At 67.3% G+C, this 17,610-nt stretch carries 19 protein-coding genes, 1 tRNA gene and 2 pseudogenes; 14 read left to right on the top strand and 8 right to left on the bottom strand.

Annotated elements, in window-relative coordinates; all coding sequences use genetic code 11:
• Positions 1-114: 114 nt before the first annotated feature.
• From THITH_RS16130 to THITH_RS18605, 3 genes are all read right to left on the bottom strand, one after another.
• Positions 115-387, bottom strand: a complete 273-nt coding sequence (locus THITH_RS16130; RefSeq protein ID WP_006746769.1) for a HigA family addiction module antitoxin — start codon at positions 385-387, stop codon at positions 115-117.
• 11 nt (positions 388-398) lie between these two features.
• The gene (locus THITH_RS16125; RefSeq protein WP_006746770.1) at positions 399-677 is read right to left on the bottom strand and encodes a type II toxin-antitoxin system RelE/ParE family toxin; all 279 of its coding nucleotides are present in this window, start codon (positions 675-677) and stop codon (positions 399-401) included.
• A gap of 214 nt (positions 678-891) precedes the next feature.
• Complete coding sequence (locus THITH_RS18605; protein WP_156925541.1) at positions 892-1,035, bottom strand: hypothetical protein; 144 nt, start codon at positions 1,033-1,035, stop codon at positions 892-894.
• A gap of 179 nt (positions 1,036-1,214) precedes the next feature.
• Between THITH_RS18605 and THITH_RS16120 the strand changes: the two genes are divergently transcribed.
• From THITH_RS16120 to THITH_RS16100, 5 genes are all read left to right on the top strand, one after another.
• Positions 1,215-1,892: an ArsR/SmtB family transcription factor gene (locus THITH_RS16120; protein ID WP_025367655.1), complete on the top strand. Its 678-nt coding sequence runs from the start codon at positions 1,215-1,217 to the stop codon at positions 1,890-1,892.
• Between the two features lie 459 nt (positions 1,893-2,351).
• Complete coding sequence (locus tag THITH_RS16115; protein WP_025367654.1) at positions 2,352-3,248, top strand: sterol desaturase family protein; 897 nt, start codon at positions 2,352-2,354, stop codon at positions 3,246-3,248.
• A complete protein-coding gene (locus THITH_RS16110; RefSeq protein WP_006746774.1) occupies positions 3,245-4,216 on the top strand; it encodes a VTT domain-containing protein in 972 nt (323 codons plus the stop codon). The genes THITH_RS16115 and THITH_RS16110 overlap by 4 nt, the downstream gene beginning before the upstream one ends.
• Positions 4,217-4,604: 388 nt before the next feature.
• Positions 4,605-4,859, top strand: coding sequence for a FitA-like ribbon-helix-helix domain-containing protein (locus THITH_RS16105; RefSeq protein ID WP_006746775.1), 255 nt, complete (start codon positions 4,605-4,607; stop codon positions 4,857-4,859).
• Positions 4,860-5,336, top strand: coding sequence for a type II toxin-antitoxin system VapC family toxin (locus tag THITH_RS16100; protein WP_006746776.1), 477 nt, complete (start codon positions 4,860-4,862; stop codon positions 5,334-5,336).
• Between the two features lie 306 nt (positions 5,337-5,642).
• Here the strand turns inward: THITH_RS16100 and THITH_RS16095 are convergent.
• Positions 5,643-5,719: transfer RNA gene (locus tag THITH_RS16095), tRNA-Arg, on the bottom strand.
• A 255-nt stretch (positions 5,720-5,974) separates the two neighbouring features.
• Here THITH_RS16095 and THITH_RS16090 point away from each other — a divergent pair.
• Positions 5,975-6,724, top strand: a pseudogene (locus tag THITH_RS16090) (c-type cytochrome); the annotation flags it as partial.
• 93 nt (positions 6,725-6,817) lie between these two features.
• Positions 6,818-7,378, top strand: a complete 561-nt coding sequence (locus THITH_RS19780) for a c-type cytochrome (protein ID WP_408645514.1) — start codon at positions 6,818-6,820, stop codon at positions 7,376-7,378.
• An 18-nt stretch (positions 7,379-7,396) separates the two neighbouring features.
• Here the strand turns inward: THITH_RS19780 and THITH_RS16080 are convergent, their stop codons facing one another.
• The gene (locus THITH_RS16080) at positions 7,397-8,905 is read right to left on the bottom strand and encodes a YifB family Mg chelatase-like AAA ATPase (protein WP_006746779.1); all 1,509 of its coding nucleotides are present in this window, start codon (positions 8,903-8,905) and stop codon (positions 7,397-7,399) included.
• Positions 8,906-9,061: 156 nt separating this feature from the next.
• On the opposite strand from THITH_RS16080, the pseudogene THITH_RS19475 reads away from it, so the two are divergent.
• Positions 9,062-9,258: pseudogene (locus THITH_RS19475) on the top strand (hypothetical protein).
• 2 nt (positions 9,259-9,260) lie between these two features.
• On the opposite strand, the gene ubiK reads toward THITH_RS19475, so the two are convergent.
• Positions 9,261-9,536, bottom strand: a complete 276-nt coding sequence (gene ubiK / locus THITH_RS16075; RefSeq protein ID WP_006746780.1) for a ubiquinone biosynthesis accessory factor UbiK — start codon at positions 9,534-9,536, stop codon at positions 9,261-9,263.
• A gap of 57 nt (positions 9,537-9,593) precedes the next feature.
• Complete coding sequence (locus THITH_RS16070) at positions 9,594-10,361, bottom strand: pteridine reductase (protein ID WP_006746781.1); 768 nt, start codon at positions 10,359-10,361, stop codon at positions 9,594-9,596.
• Between the two features lie 110 nt (positions 10,362-10,471).
• Between THITH_RS16070 and THITH_RS16065 the strand changes: the two genes are divergently transcribed.
• Together THITH_RS16065 and tsaD are read left to right on the top strand one after the other, a co-directional pair.
• A complete protein-coding gene (locus THITH_RS16065) occupies positions 10,472-11,599 on the top strand; it encodes a class I SAM-dependent methyltransferase (protein ID WP_025367653.1) in 1,128 nt (375 codons plus the stop codon).
• A gap of 74 nt (positions 11,600-11,673) precedes the next feature.
• Entirely contained in the window at positions 11,674-12,708 is a 1,035-nt protein-coding gene (tsaD, locus tag THITH_RS16060; protein WP_006746783.1) for a tRNA (adenosine(37)-N6)-threonylcarbamoyltransferase complex transferase subunit TsaD, read from the top strand.
• A gap of 42 nt (positions 12,709-12,750) precedes the next feature.
• Here the strand turns inward: tsaD and plsY are convergent, their stop codons facing one another.
• Positions 12,751-13,368 (bottom strand): glycerol-3-phosphate 1-O-acyltransferase PlsY, encoded by a 618-nt coding sequence (gene plsY / locus THITH_RS16055; protein ID WP_006746784.1) that lies wholly within the window; start codon positions 13,366-13,368, stop codon positions 12,751-12,753.
• Between the two features lie 195 nt (positions 13,369-13,563).
• On the opposite strand from plsY, the gene THITH_RS16050 reads away from it, so the two are divergent.
• The 4 genes from THITH_RS16050 to ccoO all read left to right on the top strand — a co-directional run bounded on the left by THITH_RS16050 (position 13,564) and on the right by ccoO (position 17,581).
• The gene (locus THITH_RS16050) at positions 13,564-14,316 is read left to right on the top strand and encodes an alpha/beta fold hydrolase (RefSeq protein WP_006746785.1); all 753 of its coding nucleotides are present in this window, start codon (positions 13,564-13,566) and stop codon (positions 14,314-14,316) included.
• Entirely contained in the window at positions 14,313-15,176 is an 864-nt protein-coding gene (gene bioC, locus THITH_RS16045; protein ID WP_006746786.1) for a malonyl-ACP O-methyltransferase BioC, read from the top strand. The genes THITH_RS16050 and bioC overlap by 4 nt, the downstream gene beginning before the upstream one ends.
• Positions 15,177-15,344: 168 nt before the next feature.
• Positions 15,345-16,829, top strand: a complete 1,485-nt coding sequence (ccoN, locus tag THITH_RS16040) for a cytochrome-c oxidase, cbb3-type subunit I (RefSeq protein ID WP_006746787.1) — start codon at positions 15,345-15,347, stop codon at positions 16,827-16,829.
• Between the two features lie 17 nt (positions 16,830-16,846).
• The gene (gene ccoO, locus THITH_RS16035) at positions 16,847-17,581 is read left to right on the top strand and encodes a cytochrome-c oxidase, cbb3-type subunit II (RefSeq protein ID WP_006746788.1); all 735 of its coding nucleotides are present in this window, start codon (positions 16,847-16,849) and stop codon (positions 17,579-17,581) included.
• Positions 17,582-17,610: the final 29 nt, after the last annotated feature.

Here is a 17,610-nt window from a genome sequence, read left to right as displayed (position 1 = left end):
TGCTTGGGCAACCACCTGCCTGATCCAGTCGAGGATCCCGGCCTCGTTCGCGCGGATGTCGTCGGGTGAGATCAGGTGACTGATGCAGGGCGACGCCCCTGCACCCGTGTGCCGCTAGGCGGCCTTGCCGTGGCGCGCACGCCAGAGATCGTAGTCGAGCTGCATTCCCGCCCAGACTTCGGCGCGTCCGCCACGTTCCACACCCAGCCAGCGTTCGATGCGTAAGGCCATCTCGGGCGAAATGCCCGCGTGACCGTGCAGCACACGGGACAGCGCCGCCCGCGTGACACCCAATTCCCGGGCCGCAGCCGTCACCGACAGGTCCAGCGCCGGCAATACGTCATCGCGCAGGATCTCTCCGGGGTGCGGCGGATTGTGCATCGTCATCGTGACTCTCCTCAGTGATAATCCTGATAATCGACCAGGATCGCATCACCGTTTTCGAACTTGAAGGTCAGCCGCCAGTTACCGCTGACCAAAACGGACCAATGCTCCGACAAGCTGCCCTTCAGCGGGTGCAAAGACCAGCCTGGCAGATTCATGTCCGGCGGGCCGCTGGCCCGGTTCAGGACAGCTAGTTGGCGCGACAGCTTTGCAGCATGCCCATTCTGGATGCCGGCCTTGGAGCCAGTCTCGAAGAATCGCTGAAGACCCTTGTGCCGAAAGCTCTTGATCACCCCGATGATCGTATAGCAATGCTATACATAGCGCAAGGGGCTGCCCGCTCCTGCCCTGGTTCCCGAGCGCGGCCTCACTGCTGCCGATGCATGTGAAGGGCCAGGAACGAACGCGGGAATCAATCAGGCAAACCTGTAGCGTTTTCCAGGGCGTCGCCCACCTTCTGCCAATGTTCCGCGCTTGCGAATTGCTAAGGCCCGGCCGACAGCGTGCTCAATGCATCCGAATCGCCCGCACCGTGAGCAGCAGCTGCACGTACCCAACCCGGTCCGTGTTTTCCGGCAGGTCGATGCTCGCCAGCGTCCGAAATTCCCGGTCGGTGATCTGCAGCGACTGGACGAGGTCTTCGCTCTTCAACAGCTTCTCGAGTCCCGGCGGCATCCCTTTGGTTACGAACTCGCGTAGCGCGGAGCCTACGACCTTCCAGCAGCTTGCCGAATCAGATGGCGTGGCCCTGCGCGCGGATTGGTGCGATGCACGAGCATTCGTTAGGATTTCGGATCCCGCTCCGCCGGTGCACGGGCGCCCAGTTGAACATGAACGCAAGCGAGTCCTCGCCCAAGAACCAGCTCTTCACCCATTTCGCGCGCGTCGCGAAGGCTCTGGCAAGCCCCGTGCGGCTGGAACTCCTCGAGGCGCTCGCGCAGGGCGAGCACAGCGTGGACGAATCGGCGCGCGCCGTGGGTGTGCCGATCGCGAACGCGTCTCACCACCTGCAGGTGCTGCGCGACGGCGGCCTGGTCCACTCGCGCCGGGACGGGGTTCAGATCATCTACTCCCTGAGTGACGAAACCGAGATCACCCAGGTCATCGCGGGCATCCGGCGCATCGCCGAGGCACAACTGGCTGAGGTCGACCGAATCGTACGGGAAGCCTTTACCAGCCGCGACACCCTGACCCCGATGGATCCGCGCGAGGTGATGAAACTGGCCCGCCGCGGCGAAGTGACGGTGATCGACGTACGCCCGCGCGACGAATTCCACGCCGGCCACGTGAAGGGTGCGATCAACGTCCCGCTGGAAGAACTGGGTCAGTGCCTGTCCAATCTGCCCCGGGACCGCGAAATCGTTGCGTATTGCCGCGGCCCCTACTGCGTGCTGTCCTACGAGGCCGTCGAGGAGCTGCGACGCCAGGGATTTCGCGCCCGAAGACTGGACGCGGGCTATCCCGAGTGGAAGGCCGCACGTCTGCCGGTCGCCCGCGCCACCCGCTGACAGACCGCGCCGCCGCAAGGCGGGGCGAGGCGCCTACCGCGGCGCGCGCTGGGACCGATGGGGCGAAGTGCGCCGCTGGTTTTCGGCATCCCGGAACTCGGGCCGGTGGTGTGCCGCTGGGCTGTGTTCGAGCCCAGTGCAAGCCCTGCTGTAGCCCGAATGATCGAGCAACTTCTGCCCGCAGCGATTCCGCTGGGCGGCTTTCTGGCCGTGGCCGCGCACCGGGGCGACGCCAGCAAAGCCAGATGCGAAACCGCCATGGCGCGGGAGTTCGGCAACCTGCGGGGCGCACGCACGCACGCATGCAACGCGATGCGCTCAGGGGTTCGGGCGGCGCTCCCGGTGGGCGCAGCTGGAATACCCGCCTGCGCGTTCGCTGACTTGACGCACCTCCGTGGTTGCCGTTAGCTTCAAATAATCGTTTGAATACGTGCATTTTGCGGCGGTGCGAGGAGCGCAGTGATGGAATGGTTTCTGGAGCAGGAGCCGGTCGTGCGCCTGGGCTTCCTGTTCGGTGTGGTCGGAATCATGGCACTGTGGGAAGTGCTTGCACCCCGCCGGGCGCTGACCATCGGCAAGGCCTACCGCTGGGCCAACAACTGGGGCATCGTGATCACCAACACGGTGCTGACGCGCCTGATCTTCCCGGCCGGCGCGGTCGGGCTGGCGTTCTTCGTCGAAAGCCAGGGCTGGGGACTGTTGCAGGTGCTCGACCTGCCGTTCTGGCTCACGGTGCTGATCGCGCTGGTGATCCTCGACTTCGCGATCTGGGCACAGCACGTGATGTTCCACGCCGTCCCCGCACTGTGGCGGCTGCACCGCATGCACCACGCCGACCTGGACTTCGACCTGACCACCGGTCTGCGCTTTCACCCGATCGAGATCCTGCTGTCATTCGGGATCAAGGCCGGCGTGATCGTGATGATCGGGGCGCCGGCGGTCGCGGTGCTGATCTTCGAGGTGATCCTGAGCTCGCTCGCGCTGTTCAATCACTCGAACGTGCGCATTCCTGTTGGCATCGACCGCGTGCTGCGCTGGTTCATCGTGACCCCGGATTTCCACCGGGTGCATCATTCCTGGTATCCGCACGAGACCAACTCCAACTTCGGCTTCAACCTGTCGCTCTGGGACCGGCTGCTCGGTACCTACCGCGCGCAGCCGCAGGACGGGCACGAAGGCATGACCATCGGGATCAACCTGTTCCGGGATCCCCAATGGGAGCGCCTGGACAAAATGCTGGTGCAGCCGTTCGTCGGCCCGGCCGACAGCTACCCGATCAACCGGCGGCCCGAGGGCGAGGCGGCCACTTGGCCCCCGGCGGGTGAGCCGTCCCGGAAGTCGGGAACGACCCGATGAAGTCCTGGCCCTGGCTCCGGATCGGTCTGCTCGCCGGACTGCTGGTCGCGATCGGTGTTGCGGTTACCTTCCGGGATCGGATCGATCCGGTCGCACTGGAAGCCTGGATCGCCGGATTCGGCATCACCGCGCCGCTGGTGTTCGTCGCCGTGTACGCGCTGGCCTCGGTGCTGTTCCTGCCCGGAATGATCATGACGCTCGCCGGCGGCGCGCTGTTCGGACCGGTCTGGGGTACGCTGATCAACCTGATCGGCGCGACGCTGGGCGCAACGGCTGCGTTCCTGGTCGCCCGTTACCTCGGCGCCGACTGGGTCTCGCGACGCCTGGGCGGCCGGCTGAAAGAATTGGTGAACGGCGTCGAGGCCGAAGGCTGGCGCTTCGTGGCGTTCGTGCGGCTGGTGCCGCTGTTTCCGTACAACCTGCTGAACTACGCGCTGGGACTCACGCGCATCCGCCTGCTTGCGTATGCCCTGGCCACCTTCGTATTCATGGCGCCCGGGGCGTTTGCCTACACCTATGTCGGCCATGCCGGGCGACAGGCGATCGCGGGAGGCGAAGCGGCGATCCAGACCGGGCTGATCGCGCTCGCGCTGCTCGCCGCGGTGGCATTTCTTCCGCGCTTGGTGAAGCGCCTGCGCGTTCCCGCCGAGTGGCTGACGGTGCAGGAACTCGCACGAGAGCTGGCAGGTCACTCGCCCCCCGTGGTAGTGGACGTGCGCAGCGTTGAGGAATTCACCGGCGAACTCGGCCACGTCGACGGCGCCCTCAACCTTCCCCTCGATCAGCTTGCCAACCGTCTGCACGAGCTGCCCAAGGACCGCCCCCTGGCACTGGTCTGCCACACCGACCGCCGGTCGCGGACCGCCGCAAAGCTCTTGCATGCCCACGGCTTTCGCGACATCCATATCGTGCGCCGCGGCATGACCGCATGGCGGGCCGCCGAGAGATCACGACACGACCAGGATTGACCGATCTCCCGGCACGTGTTCCGGACTTTTCCCGGCACAACGACATGCCGGCCGAGCGAGGTGCCCCAAGACGAGCCATGGCAGAGTCCGTGGTGGGTCCGAACGCAGACCGTGGATCATTTCCTCCGACTGCCCGTTTCGAACCCTGCTATCAGCAATCTCTTCTCGCCCACACAGGACAGTGTTGAGGAGGGTGAAGAGCGTGTTGTGGGGTGCAGAGCTGTCGTGACGGATCAGCATTAAGCACAAGGGCGCGGCGAAGCGCTGATTTCCGTCTGCGGGTAGTCTTTGCTTCGAGTCAGTTGGCAGACAGCAAACCGAGGCTCGCACGGGTGACTGCACGAGACCATGTTTGCTGTCATAGACAGCAGATCAGAGGTTTTGAATTATGGCGATCCTGACTGTAAGGAACGTGCCTGATGACGTGCACCGCGCTTTGCGCGTGCGGGCGGCTCAACACGGCCGCAGCACGGAAGCCGAGGTGCGCGAGATTCTGGCAACCGCGGTCAATCCGGAGAAGCGCGTGCGCGTGAGCGAGGCCCTGGCCGCCATCGGCCGCAAGATCGGTCTGACCGACGATGATTTCGCCGTCTTCGAGAGTGTGCGCGACAAGACGCCGGCCAAACCGTTGAGCTTCGACTGAATGATTGTCCTGGATACCAACGTCGTTTTCGAGGCGATGAGGCCGGAGCCGGACGCGACCGTGAGGGCTTGGCTGAACGACCAGGCGGCCGGGACCTTGTACCTGTCCAGCGTCCCCCTGGCCGAGTTGCTGTTCGGCATCCGGGCGTTGCCAGCGGGAAAGCGCAAGAACCTGCTCGATCGCGCCCTGACCGAGCTGCTGGAGCTGTTCAAGAATCGGGTCTTGCCGTTCGACACCGATGCAGCGCGCCACTATGCCGACCTGACCGTGACAGCCAGAAACGGCGGGCGCGGCTTTCCGACGCCGGACGGCTACATCGCGGCCATTGCCGCATCGAAAGGATTCATTGTGGCATCACGAGACACCTCGCCCTATGAAGCGTCTGGCGTGACCGTCATCAACCCTTGGGGGGCGATGACCGAACGCTACGCTAACTGTCATGGCCAGCGGCCACCCCCGATGATGAAAGAGGCGTAGGCGTAGGCGTAGGCGTAGGCGTAGGCGTAGGCGTAGGCGTAGGCGTAGGCGTAGGCGTAGGCGTAGGGCGGAAAAGGCCGAAGGCCGTCATCCGCCATCCGGCGCCGGGGAGGCGCGAACGCCGAGCGGCGGATGACGCTGCGCTTTTCCGCCCTACAGGTCACCCCGGACGCGCGCTGCGGGTTTTTTCACGTTAACCTGGCGCCGGAGCACCTCCGGTTCGCGGTCGGTTAGCTGGAGGGTGAGTCACGAAAGAGTCACGTTGTGAGTCTGGATGTGCTCAAGGGTGACGCAAGTCATGGAAAATGGCGCGCCCGAAGGGATTCGAACCCCTGGCCTCTGCCTCCGGAGGGCAGCGCTCTATCCAGCTGAGCTACGGGCGCATCGTAGCCCACCATCATACGAGCCGCCGCGTGGGGCGTCCAGAGCTTTCGAGCGGCATCGGGGTGTTCCGAGCGCTCCCTGAGCGTGTGCCGGCGCCGAATATGGCTAGCGCTCGGGGGATGGCCTATACTCGGCGACCGTCTCGGGCGGCCCCAGTGGTACGGGCAAGAACACGGGGCCGCAGCCGGCCAGGATCCCGGAGGAGTGAAGTGGCTGATCAACAGTTCAAGATAGATGCGGGGAACAAGTTCCTGATGGTCGTGTCCGTGCTCGCGTTGGCGGGTGCGGTCGCCTTTTTGGCGTATCACCTGGTGAGTTTCCTGGGGCAGGTCAGCCTTGGGGAAAGGGATCCGGCCCCGGCAGTCACTGAGACCGTGGACCAGCGCATTGCGCCGGTGGGGCGGGTCGAGGTGGCCGCGGTCGACGAGGACGCAGCGCCTTCGGAGCCACGCCCGGCCAGCGAGGTGTATCAGTCCGTGTGTGCGGCGTGTCATGACACCGGCGCGGCCGGTGCCCCCAAGACGAGCGATACCGACGAGTGGCGCGCTCGCCTGGATGACAAGGGGCTGGAAACGCTGGTTGCCCATGCGATCGACGGTTTCCAGGCCATGCCCGCGCGAGGCGGTGATCCGAACCTCAGCGATGATGAGGTGACGGCTTCGGTGAACTACATGCTGTCGGAGGCCGGGGTAGTGGATGTGGATGCCCCGGTCGAGGTCGCGGCTGCAGACGAGGAGGCGGATGCCCCTGAAGCCGTTCCCGCCGATGGCGACGCCGAGCGTGGCCAGGAGCGGTATGCGACCTGCGTGAGCTGCCACGGAGCCGAGGGTGAGGGCTCGGGCATCTTCCCGAAAATCGCCGGGCAGAGTGCGGAGTACATCGCCGAGCGCTTGTCGCAGTATCGCGCGGGTGAGACGGTGGGTCCGAACACGCCGCTGATGGCGCCGCACGCATCGGCCCTGTCCGACGACGCAATTGCCGATCTGGCCGCCTACGTTGCGACCCTCGGCGAGCCGGCTGACGATCCCGCGGTCGAAGACGAAGCCGCTGTCGAAGATGAGCCCGCGCCCGAGGCCGAGCCTGCCGCGGCGGGCGACGTGGAGCGCGGCCAGGAGCGGTATGCGACCTGCGTGAGCTGCCACGGAGCCGAGGGCGAGGGCTCGGGCATTTTCCCGAAGATCGCCGGGCAGAGCGCGGAGTATATCGCCGAGCGTTTGTCGCAGTATCGCGCGGGCGAGACGGTGGGTCCGAACACGCCGCTGATGGCGCCGCACGCATCGGCCCTGTCCGACGAGGCGATTGCCGATTTGGCCGTCTACGTTGCGACCCTCGGCGAGCCGGCTGACGATCCCGCCGTCGAAGACGAAGCCGCTGTCGAAGATGAGCCCGCGCCCGAGGCCGAGCCTGTCGCGGCGGGCGACGCTGAACGTGGCCAGCAGCGGTATGCGACCTGCGTGAGCTGTCATGGTCCCGAAGGGCAGGGGATGGGCATCTTCCCGAAGATCGCCGGGCAGAGTGCGGAGTACATCGCCGAGCGTTTGTCGCAGTATCGCGCGGGTGAGACGGTGGGTCCGAACACGCCGCTGATGGCGCCGCACGCATCGGCATTGTCCGACGAGGCGATCGCGGACCTCGCGGCGTACGTCGCTTCGTTCTGACCGGTTACCAAGCCCGCGTCAATCGATCCGCCACCGGTCCAGGGCACGGAAGCCCAGGGCTTCGGCCAAGTGGTCTGCGCGGATCGTCTCGCTGTCGGCCAGGTCGGCGATGCTGCGTGCGACTCGGAGGATCCGATGGTAGGCGCGCGCGGACAACCGGAACTTGTCGACCGCCCGCTCGAGCAGCACGCGTTCGCCCGGCTCCAATGGGGCATGCACCTCCAGTTCCCTTCCGCTTAACTGACTGTTGAGCCGGCCCTCCTGGCGTCGGCGCTGGCGCTCATGCGCGGCACGGACGCGCTCGGCGACGCTGGCCGACGCTTCGTCCTCTCCGGGAACCGGCTGCAATGCCGTGGTCGGCAGGCGCGGCACCTCGACCGCCAGATCGATGCGGTCGATGAGCGGGGCCGACAGCCGGCGGCGGTGTCGTGCGCGCTGTTCGGGGGAACACTGGCAACGTTCGGCCAGGTCGCAGTCGAAGCCCTGGGGGCAGGGGTTCATCGCGGCCACCAGCTGGAACCGTGCCGGGTATTGGGCGTGGCGTGCGGCCCGGGAGATATGGATCACGCCTGTCTCCAGCGGTTCGCGCAGCACGTCGAGCACCCTGCGGTCGAATTCGGTGAGTTCGTCGAGGAACAGCACGCCGTTGTGCGCCAGCGAGATCTCGCCCGGCCGCGGGTTCGGGCCGCCGCCCACCAGCGCCACCCCGGATGCGGTGTGATGTGGCGAGCGGAACGGGCGGCAGCGCCAGTTGTGGTGCAGATGGTCGGAGCCGCGCAGGCTGTGAATCGCGGCGGTTTCCAGCGCCTCTGCCTCGGTCATCGGCGGCAGGATTCCCGGAATGCGTGAGGCGAGCATCGACTTTCCGCTTCCAGGAGGGCCGATCATCAGCAGGTGATGCCCGCCGGCGGCAGCGATTTCGAGTGCCCGCCGTGCCTGGTGCTGCCCGCGCACATCGGCCAGATCGGGGGCGGATACCGGCTGCAGGCCGGGCGGCTCCGCGGCAGGCAACTGGGCCTTGCCGTTCAGCGCAGCGCAGACCTCGAGCAGGTGATCGGCGATGACCACGTCGGCACCGCTGGCCAGTGCGGCCTCCGGGCCGTCGTCGCGCCCCAGTACCAGCTGGCGCTCGCTGTCGCGGGCTGCCAGGCTTGCCGGCAGCGTGCCCCCGACCGCGCGTAGCCGACCGTCGAGCCCGAGTTCACCGAGAAACTCCCGCGGATCCAGCGCGGACTGGGGAACCTGGGCGCTGGCCGCGAGAATCCCCAGTGCGATGCCGAGGTCGAAGCGCCCGCCGTCCTTCGGCAGGTCGGCGGGCGCGAGGTTCACCGTGATGCGCCGGCGCGGGAATTCGAAGCCGCTGGTCTGGATCGCGGCACGAACACGGTCGCGGCTTTCGCGCACCGCAGCCTCGGGCAGGCCGACGATCTGGAACCCGGGCAGCCCGTTCGCGAGGTGTGTCTCGATGCGCACCAGCGGGGCCTGGATTCCGTCGACGGCACGGGCGTTGACCATTGCGATGGGCATCCCTGCCCCTCCTTGTTCTGTTGGGTTTCAGGCGGGTTGCGGATCCCGCGCGCCGTCCATGGGCTCAGTGCGTTGCAGGCGAGGGAACCGCGTTGGCGCACGTCGGCCCGTTTCCGGGGCTCGCCCAGCCGTTCCGCAAGCGAGTCGAGGGTTAGCGTGAAAGTCACGGCCTGTCTCGTGTCCCGGGCGACCCGTAGGGCGGAAGAGCGCAGCGTCATCCGCCGCTCGGCGTTCGGATCGCCCCGCGCGGCCTGCGGCAACCCGGGCGCCGGATGGCGGATGACGGCCTTCGGCCTTTTCCGCCCTACGCCTCTTTCATCACCGGGGGTGGCTGCCCGCGCCATGAGGGTTAGGCTCAGGTAATGTCCGAGCCGCCGCGGTCGTCGACCGGCGCCTGGCCTTCGAGTGCGGCGATCCTGTCTTCCAGTTCGCGCAGGCGCGCCCGGGTCCGTTCGAGGAGTGCGGCCTGCACGTCGAAGTCCTCGCGCGTTACCAGGTCCATGCGCTCGAAACCCTGGTGCAGCGTCGAGCGGACCTGCCGTTCCACGTCTTTCTGGAATGCGCGGACCGATTCCGGCAGGCCAGCGCCAATGCGCCGCGCCATCTCGTCCAGCTTCTTCGGGTCGATCATCGGTTGTTCTCCCGTAGTCCGGAGCTTGCCAGCATAACGCAGCCCGGGGCCGGCACCCTACTGCGATGAGGAACGCCCGCCGTCGACCGGAATCACCTGCCCGGTGATGTAGGGCGCCTCGCGCAGCAGAAACAGCACGGTTCGGGCGATGTCGCTGGGATCGCCTTCACGTTTCAGCGCGGTATGCAGAACCATCGTGTCGTGGGTGTGCAAAGACGCCACGTCTTCCGGCAACAGGATCGCGCCCGGGGCGACGCCGTTCACTCGCACCTCGGGACCGAGTTCACGGGCATAGGCCTGGGTCAGTGCCCACAACCCGGCCTTGGCCGCGGAATACAGCGGGTAGTCCTTCAGCGGCCGCAGCGCATGGATGTCGACGATGTTCACCACCGCGCCGCGTGCTTCCCGCAGGGCCGGCGCGCAGGCCTGGGTGAGGAACAGCGGGGCCTTCAGGTTCGATCCCATCAGGTCGTCCCAGTGCTCGCGCGTGATCTGGCCCACCGGGGTCGGGTAGAACGTCGAGGCGTTGTTCACGAGGTAGTTGAGGTGGCCGTATTCCGCCACCGCCCGTTCCGCCAAGGCCGCGGTGGCGCGTTCGTCGAGCAGGTCGGCCTGCAATAGCCGCGCACTGTCGGGCCTGGCCTCGTTCATTTCCGCGGCCAGGGTGGCGGCCTCCTCGCGCGAACCGCGATAATGCAGCAGTACTCGGATGCCGGCGCGGTGCAGGGTGCGGGCGATCTCCGCCCCGATCCGGCGAGCCGCTCCGGTGATCAGCACGACTTCGTGGTCGCGGCCGCTTTCGGCCGTGCCAGAACTTTCCGCCATCAGGGTCTCTTCATTCTTGCATCATGGTCGCTCGCCCAGAATCTAGCACACCCGCCGGCACGCGACCGGAGCCCGAGCCGATCGGCGAGGCGCTGGCGCTGTCGGAGCGCCTGCGCGACCGGATTCGCGCGGCGATCGACGCCGGCGGCGGTTTTCTGCCCTTCTCCCGCTACATGGAGATGGCGCTGTACGAACCCGGGCTTGGCTACTACGTGAACGGACTGCGCAAGCTCGGCGCCGACGGCGACTTCGTGACCGCTCCCGAGTTGTCGCCGCTGTTCGGCGCTACCCTGGCGCAGTGGCTGGGGCCGGTGCTGGACGGAACCCGTTGCGAGATCCTGGAGTTCGGCGCCGGCAGCGGCCGCTTGGCGGCCGACGTGATCCAGCGGCTCGACGACCTCGGCGTGCGACTCGAGCGCTATCGAATCCTGGAGGTCAGCCCGGATCTGCGTGCGCAGCAGCAGTCGCTGCTCGCTGCGCGCCTTGGTTCCGAGCGCATGGTCCGGGTCGAATGGCTGGACCGGCTCCCGGCCGAGCCGCTGAATGGCGTGGTGCTGGCCAACGAGGTGCTGGATGCGATGCCGGTGGAAGTCTTCGCCTGGCGCGAAGGCCGGGTGCTGCAGCGTGGGGTGGTGGCGCAGGATGCCGCCACCGGGCTCAGCTTCGCGGAACGCCCGGCACCGCAATGGCTGGACCGGGCGGTGCGGGAGCTGGAGCGGCAGGTTGGTCCCTGGCCGGAGGGCTATGTGTCCGAGCTGCGCCCGGCCGTGCAGCCGTGGCTGCGTACTGTGGCCGACCTGCTGGCGGACGGACTGGTCTGGATCGGCGACTACGGCTACCCCCGGCGCGAGTTCTACGCGGCCGAGCGCGATGCTGGCACGCTGGTCGGCTACTATCGGCAGCAATTGGTACTCGAACCGTTCGCCTGGCCGGGGCTGATGGATCTGACCGCGAGCGTGGATTTCACCGCCGTCGCCGAAGCCGCGCATTCGGCGGACCTGGACGTGCTGGCCTACGCGGCACAAGGCGAGTTTCTGCTCGGTGCCGGTTTGCCCGCCCTGTTCGAGCAGTCGGTGGCCGGGAACGACGATCCGCGGCACATCATGCAGCTCGCGCAGCAGGTACGGATGCTGACGCTCCCCGGCGAGATGGGCGAACGTTTTCAGGTGATGGTGCTCGGTCGTCGCTGCGACCTCCCCTCCGCTGGCAGCTTTCCCGACCGGCGCGAACGCCTGTAGCCAGTGCGGCCCGGGCCGACGACACTTCGCCTGCAGCACCTTGTCCAATCGCGGGCCGCCAACGAACTTTGACCATGCGTGTACTTGGAATCGAAACCTCCTGTGACGAAACCGGCGTTGCGATCGTCGACGCCGAAGCGGGCCTGCTCGCGCACCGGCTGTATAGCCAGGTGGATCTGCACGCGCTGTACGGCGGAGTGGTTCCCGAACTGGCGTCGCGCGATCATATCCGGCGCATCCTGCCGCTGCTGCGCGAGGTGCTGGACGCGGCGGGCATGCGGGGCCCGGAACTGTCCGCGGTCGCCTACACTGCGGGCCCGGGTCTGCTCGGGGCCCTGCTGACCGGTGCCTCGGTCGCGCGTGCGCTGGCCTATGGCTGGGGCGTGCCCGCGATCGCGGTGCACCACCTGGAAGGGCACCTGCTGGCGCCGCTGCTGGACGACGCCCGGTTGTCGTTCCCGTTCCTCGTGCTGCTGGTTTCCGGCGGCCATACCCAGCTGATCCTGGCGCGGGGGCTCGGTGATTACGAGTTGCTGGGCGAAAGCATCGACGACGCGGCTGGCGAGGCATTCGACAAGACGGCCAAGTTGCTGGATCTCGGCTACCCCGGTGGCCCTGCGCTGTCGCGGCTGGCCGAAAGCGGCGAGGCGGGCCGCCTTCGGTTGCCGCGACCGATGCTCGATCGGCCGGGTCTGGACATGAGCTTCTCGGGCCTGAAGACGGCGGTTCTGACGGCGGTGCAGAAGGGCGGGCACCCCCCGGCGACGATCGCACGGGCCTTCGAGGAGGCGGTGACGGATACGCTGGTCGAGAAGACGCGCAGGGCGCTGGAGGCCAGTCGGGCACCCGCGCTCGTGGTGGCCGGGGGCGTGGCCGCGAACCGCCGGCTGCGCGCCGCTCTCGAGGTCATGGCGGCGGCGCAGGCAGTGCCGGTGTTTTTCCCGCGGCCGGCGTTCTGCACCGATAACGGTGCGATGATCGCGCTCGCCGGGCTGCGCCGCCTGCAGGCCGGTGGTGCAGACACCGGGCTGGCGATCCGTGCCCGCGCCCGCTGGCCCCTGGCCGAGTTGACCCTGGGCGAGCCGGCGCCCGCGCAGCCCTCGGCCTGACCCGCGTCCCTTGCCCGCAAAGGGGGCGCTGGCGGATAGGGCTCAGTGGTGGCGGTCGGTGGCCGGCCGTTTGGTGCCGATGCGCGGTTCGGTGCCCTGCAGCAGGCGCTGGATGTTCGAGGCGTGGCGCAGGAACAGGAACAGCGCCATCACGCCCGCGGCCGCGATCAGCCAGGGCTCCGGGTGCAGTAGGGCCAGATATACCGGCGCTGCCAGTGCGGCCACCAGCGCGGCGAGCGACGAGTAGCGCAGAATGAATGCGATCAGCAGCCAGGTGGCCAGCACCAGCAGGCCGGTCAGCGGGTGGATCGCGAGGATCACGCCCAGTGCGGTGGCCACGCCCTTGCCGCCGCGGAAGCCGAAGAATGCTGGATAGAGGTGACCGAGGAATGCCGCCAGTCCGATGAGCCCGACCATCCACGCCGGGAAGTACCCGCTCTGTACCGCGATGAACACTGGCAGCCAGCCCTTCGCGACGTCGCCGGCCAGGGTCAGCGCCGCGGCGGTCTTGCTGCCGGCGCGCAACACGTTGGTCGCGCCGGGATTTCCCGAGCCGGTGCCGCGTGGATCCGGCAGCCCCATCAGGCGGCTGATCACGATCGCGGAAGAAATCGAGCCGAGCAGGTATGCCAGCAAAATGCCGATGATCAATACTCCCATGCCCATCCTTCCGGCCCGTGCCGCTGTCGACGGCTGCCATCATACGCAAGCCCGGCGTCCCGGTTCATCCGCGAGGGTGCACCGACCGCCGGATGCCGCGGCCGGCCGGTGGGCAACCGCGACCAAGAGGCAGCGCCTTCGGTCGCGGCATGGTGCCTTTCCCCGCCAGCCGCAACCGGCAGGGCGTGTGGGTCGATGAAGGCGGCACCGCGGCAGGCGCCCACGGTGGTGCTGATCCATGGCTGGGGTTTCAGCGGTGCTATCTGGGACGCGCTCCGGACGCGGATCGACGATCTCGATCCGCTGGTGCTCGAACTGCCCGGGCACGGCGATGTCCCCGGGGGCGCCGAACTGGCGGACCCTCGGCTGGCCGCGCAGAGCCTGCTGCGCCGGCTACCGGCGCAGGTGCGGGAACCGGTCTGGGTGGGGTGGTCGCTGGGCGCGATCGTCGCGCTGGCCGCGGCCGAGCGGTGGCAGGGCGCGCAACGTCTGGTGCTGGTCGCCGGCACGCCGCGCTTCGCCCGTGCGCCCGGCTGGCCCTGTGGCATGCCGGGGGCGGAGCTGGCCGCGTTCGGCGTCGAACTGGGGCGCAACCGAACGCTGCTGGAGCGGCGCTTCGCTGCATTGTGCGCGCAAGGTGGGCGGGCCCCCGCACGCCTGCGCCGCCAGCTGGCCGAGCAGATGACAGCCCGGCCAGCGGTTCTTCAGGGGCTGCAGGCGGGGCTCGACGCGCTGACGCGGGCCGACTTGCGCGCCGTTTGGGCCGGCCTGGATGCTCCCGTGGCCGCCTGGCTGGGCCAGCATGATCGTCTGGTCCCGCCGGAAACCGCGACCGGTCTGTCCGAGCTGCGCCCGGATGCCCGGATCCGGCTGGTGCCGGGCGGGCATGCCGCCTGGCTGGAGCGGCCAGACGATCTGGCGCGTTTCCTGCGCGAGGTGGTGGCTTGAAGGACGGTTTCGAGATCGACAAGGCCCTGGTGCGCGCGGCGTTCGACCGTGCGGCGCACGACTACGAGCGCCATGCCCGGCTGCAGCAGGAAGTGCAGCAACGGCTGCTCGAGCGTCTGGACTGGATCCGGATCGAGCCCGCGCGGGTGATCGACCTCGGCTGCGGTCCGGGCGGCGCGCTGAAGGCGCTGGCGCAGCGCTACCGCAAGGCCCGGGTGGCGGGGCTGGATTTCGCGCAGGGCATGGCGCTGCGTGCCCGTGCCCAGGGGCGCTGGTTCCGCCGGCCCTGGGCGATCTGCGCCGACATGGAGCGGCTGCCGCTGGCCGACGCCAGCTTTGACCTTGCGATTTCGGCTGCGGCGCTGCAGTGGGTGACCGATCTCGACCGCGTGTTCGCCGAGGTGCGGCGGGTGGTGGCGCCAGGCGGCCTCTGGCTCTTCGCGACTTTCGGGCCGGATACGCTGCGGGAATTGCGCGAGGCGTTCGCTCGGGTCGATGCGGGTTCGGCCGTGCACGTGAACGCGTTCATCGACATGCACGATATCGGCGATGCGCTGGTGCGCGCGGGCTTTGCCGATCCGGTGATGGATCAGGAGCGCCTGACCGTGACCTACCCCGACCTGCCCGCATTGCTGCGCGACCTGCGCGGCGTCGGCGTGCGCAATGCGCTGTCGGGGCGCCACCGCGGACTGCTGGGGCCGCGCCGGTTGCGTGCGGTGGCGGATGCGTATCTGTCGCAGTACGGTGAGCAGGGGCGGCTGCCGGCATCCTGGGAAGTGGTCTATGGTCACGCATGGGTTCCGGCGGCGCCGCCGCCCTCGCGATTTCCGGGCCGATTCATCCCGGTCCGGCCCGGATGAGCGTACGGGGGAATAGACGGGCTCCGCGTTTCGTCGCCTCATCCGGGGCGCCGGCGAGCCGGCTGAGCCTGTACAGGCATTGCTTTTTTCTGGTGGATTCTTGGGGTACAGTTCACGTCCCGGCGTGCCGGGCATACCGTATTCCCCGCAGGCAAGGTGGAAATCAATATGTCTGAAACTGCAGCAACCGCCGGGTCCGTGCCGGCTTCGACGGCTGTTCCAGCGGAACAGTACAACTACGAAATCGTCAAGAAGTTCGCGATCGCGGCGGTCGTCTGGGGGGTGCTGGGGATGGCTGCCGGCGTCTGGATCGCCTCGCAGCTCGCCTGGCCGTTCCTGAACTTCGACATCGCCCAGATCACCTTCGGCCGCTTCCGCCCGGTCCATACCACGCTGGTGATCTTCGGCTTCGGCGGTAACGCGCTGTTTGCGACCTCCTACTACATCGTGCAGCGCACCTGCCACACGCGGCTGTACGGCGACAAACTGGCGCTGTTCACCTTCTACGGCTGGAACCTCGCGTTGATCCTCGGCGTGATCACCTACATGGCCGGGATCACCCAGGGCCGCGAGTACGCCGAGTTCAACTGGCAGATCGACATCCTGATCGCGGTCGTCTGGGTCACTTACTTCTGGGTCTTCCTGATGACCCTGCTGCGCCGCAGCCAGCCGCACATCTACGTCGCGAACTGGTTCTTCATGGCGTTCATCCTCGCCACCGCGCTGCTGCACATCTTCAACAACCTGCAGGTGCCGGTCAGCCTGACCAGCCCGCATTCCTACTCGCTGTTCTCCGGTGTGCAGGATGCAATGACCCAGTGGTGGTACGGCCACAACGCGGTCGGCTTCTTCCTCACAGCCGCGTTCCTCGGGATGATGTACTACTTCGTTCCGAAGCAGGCCGGGCGCCCGATCTACTCGTACAAGCTGTCGATCATCCACTTCTGGGCGCTGGTGTTCCTGTACATGTGGGTGGGCGCGCACCACCTGCACTGGACCGCGTTGCCGGACTGGGTGTCGACGCTGGCCGCGACCTTCTCGATCCTGCTGCTGCTGCCGTCCTGGGGCGGCATGATCAACGGGATCATGACGCTCTCCGGCGCCTGGGACAAACTGCGCACCGATCCGATCATGCTGTTCCTGATCACCGCGCTGTCGTTCTACGGCATGTCGACCTTCGAAGGCCCGATGATGTCGCTGAAGAGCGTGAATGCGCTGTCGCACTACACCGACTGGACCGTCGGCCACGTGCACTCCGGCGCGCTGGGCTGGGTCGCGATGATCACCTTCGGCTCGCTGTACCACCTGATTCCGCGGTTGTGGAACACGCAGCTGTTCAGTCTGCGGCTGGTGTACATCCACTTCTTCCTCGCAACGATCGGCATCGTGCTGTACATCGTGTCGATGTGGGTCGCCGGGATCGGCCAGGGGCTGATGCTGCGCGCGTTCGACGAATACGGAAACCTTGCCTACACCTTCACCGAGTCCGTGGTGTTCCTGCATAAGCCGTATGTGGTCCGGGCGATCGGGGGTGGGTTGTTCCTGCTCGGCATGGTGATCATGGCCTTCAACATCACCGTGACCATTCTTTCCGCCAAGCGCGAGGCCCGCGCGACGGAGGCCTCCCGTGCCGCCGCCGCCAGCGCGTCCTGATCCGGAGTTGCCAGACCATGAAGCATGAAAGCGTCGAGACCAATGCGGGCCTGCTGATCATCCTGACGCTCGCGGTGATCAGTATCGGCGGCCTGGTCGAAATCGTGCCGCTGTTCTACATCAACGACACGATCGAGGAAGTCGAGGGCGTGCGCCCCTATACGCCGCTGGAGCAGCGGGGCCGCGACATCTACGTGCGCGAGGGCTGCTATACCTGCCACTCGCAGATGGTGCGCCCGTTCCGCGACGAGATGCTGCGCTACGGGCATTACTCGCTGGCCGCGGAGTCGCAGTACGACCATCCGTTCCAGTGGGGGTCGAAGCGCACCGGGCCCGACCTCGCCCGTGTCGGAGGCAAGTACTCGAACGAGTGGCAGGTACAGCACCTGATCGACCCGCAGTCGCTGGTGCCGGAGTCGATCATGCCCGGGTATCCCTGGTTGGCGACGACGCCGCTGGACTACACGGACATCGAGCAGCGAATGATTGCGCTGAAGCGGGTCGGCGTACCGTATTCGATCAATCAGGACGAGTTCGAGGCCAACGTCGAACGCTTCGGCGAGGAAGCCGCGGTCATGCTCGACATCAACCGCGCCGAGGATAATCTGATCGCGCAGGCGCAGGCCGGGAACTATGACGGCGATCCGTCGTTCATCTCGGAGATGGATGCCATGGTTGCCTACCTGCAGGTGCTGGGTACGATGGTCGACTTCAACGCGTACTCGGACGGCTACTTTGCCGAGTTCCGATAGATTGTCCCGAAGGCAGGGCGGAGGCTCGC

Origin of the sequence: Thioalkalivibrio paradoxus ARh 1 (genome assembly GCF_000227685.2) — a bacterium.
Classification (GTDB): domain Bacteria; phylum Pseudomonadota; class Gammaproteobacteria; order Ectothiorhodospirales; family Ectothiorhodospiraceae; genus Thioalkalivibrio; species Thioalkalivibrio paradoxus.
The sequence above is the reverse complement of the archived record's forward strand: the minus strand, read 5'-3'. Positions and strand labels throughout refer to the sequence as shown.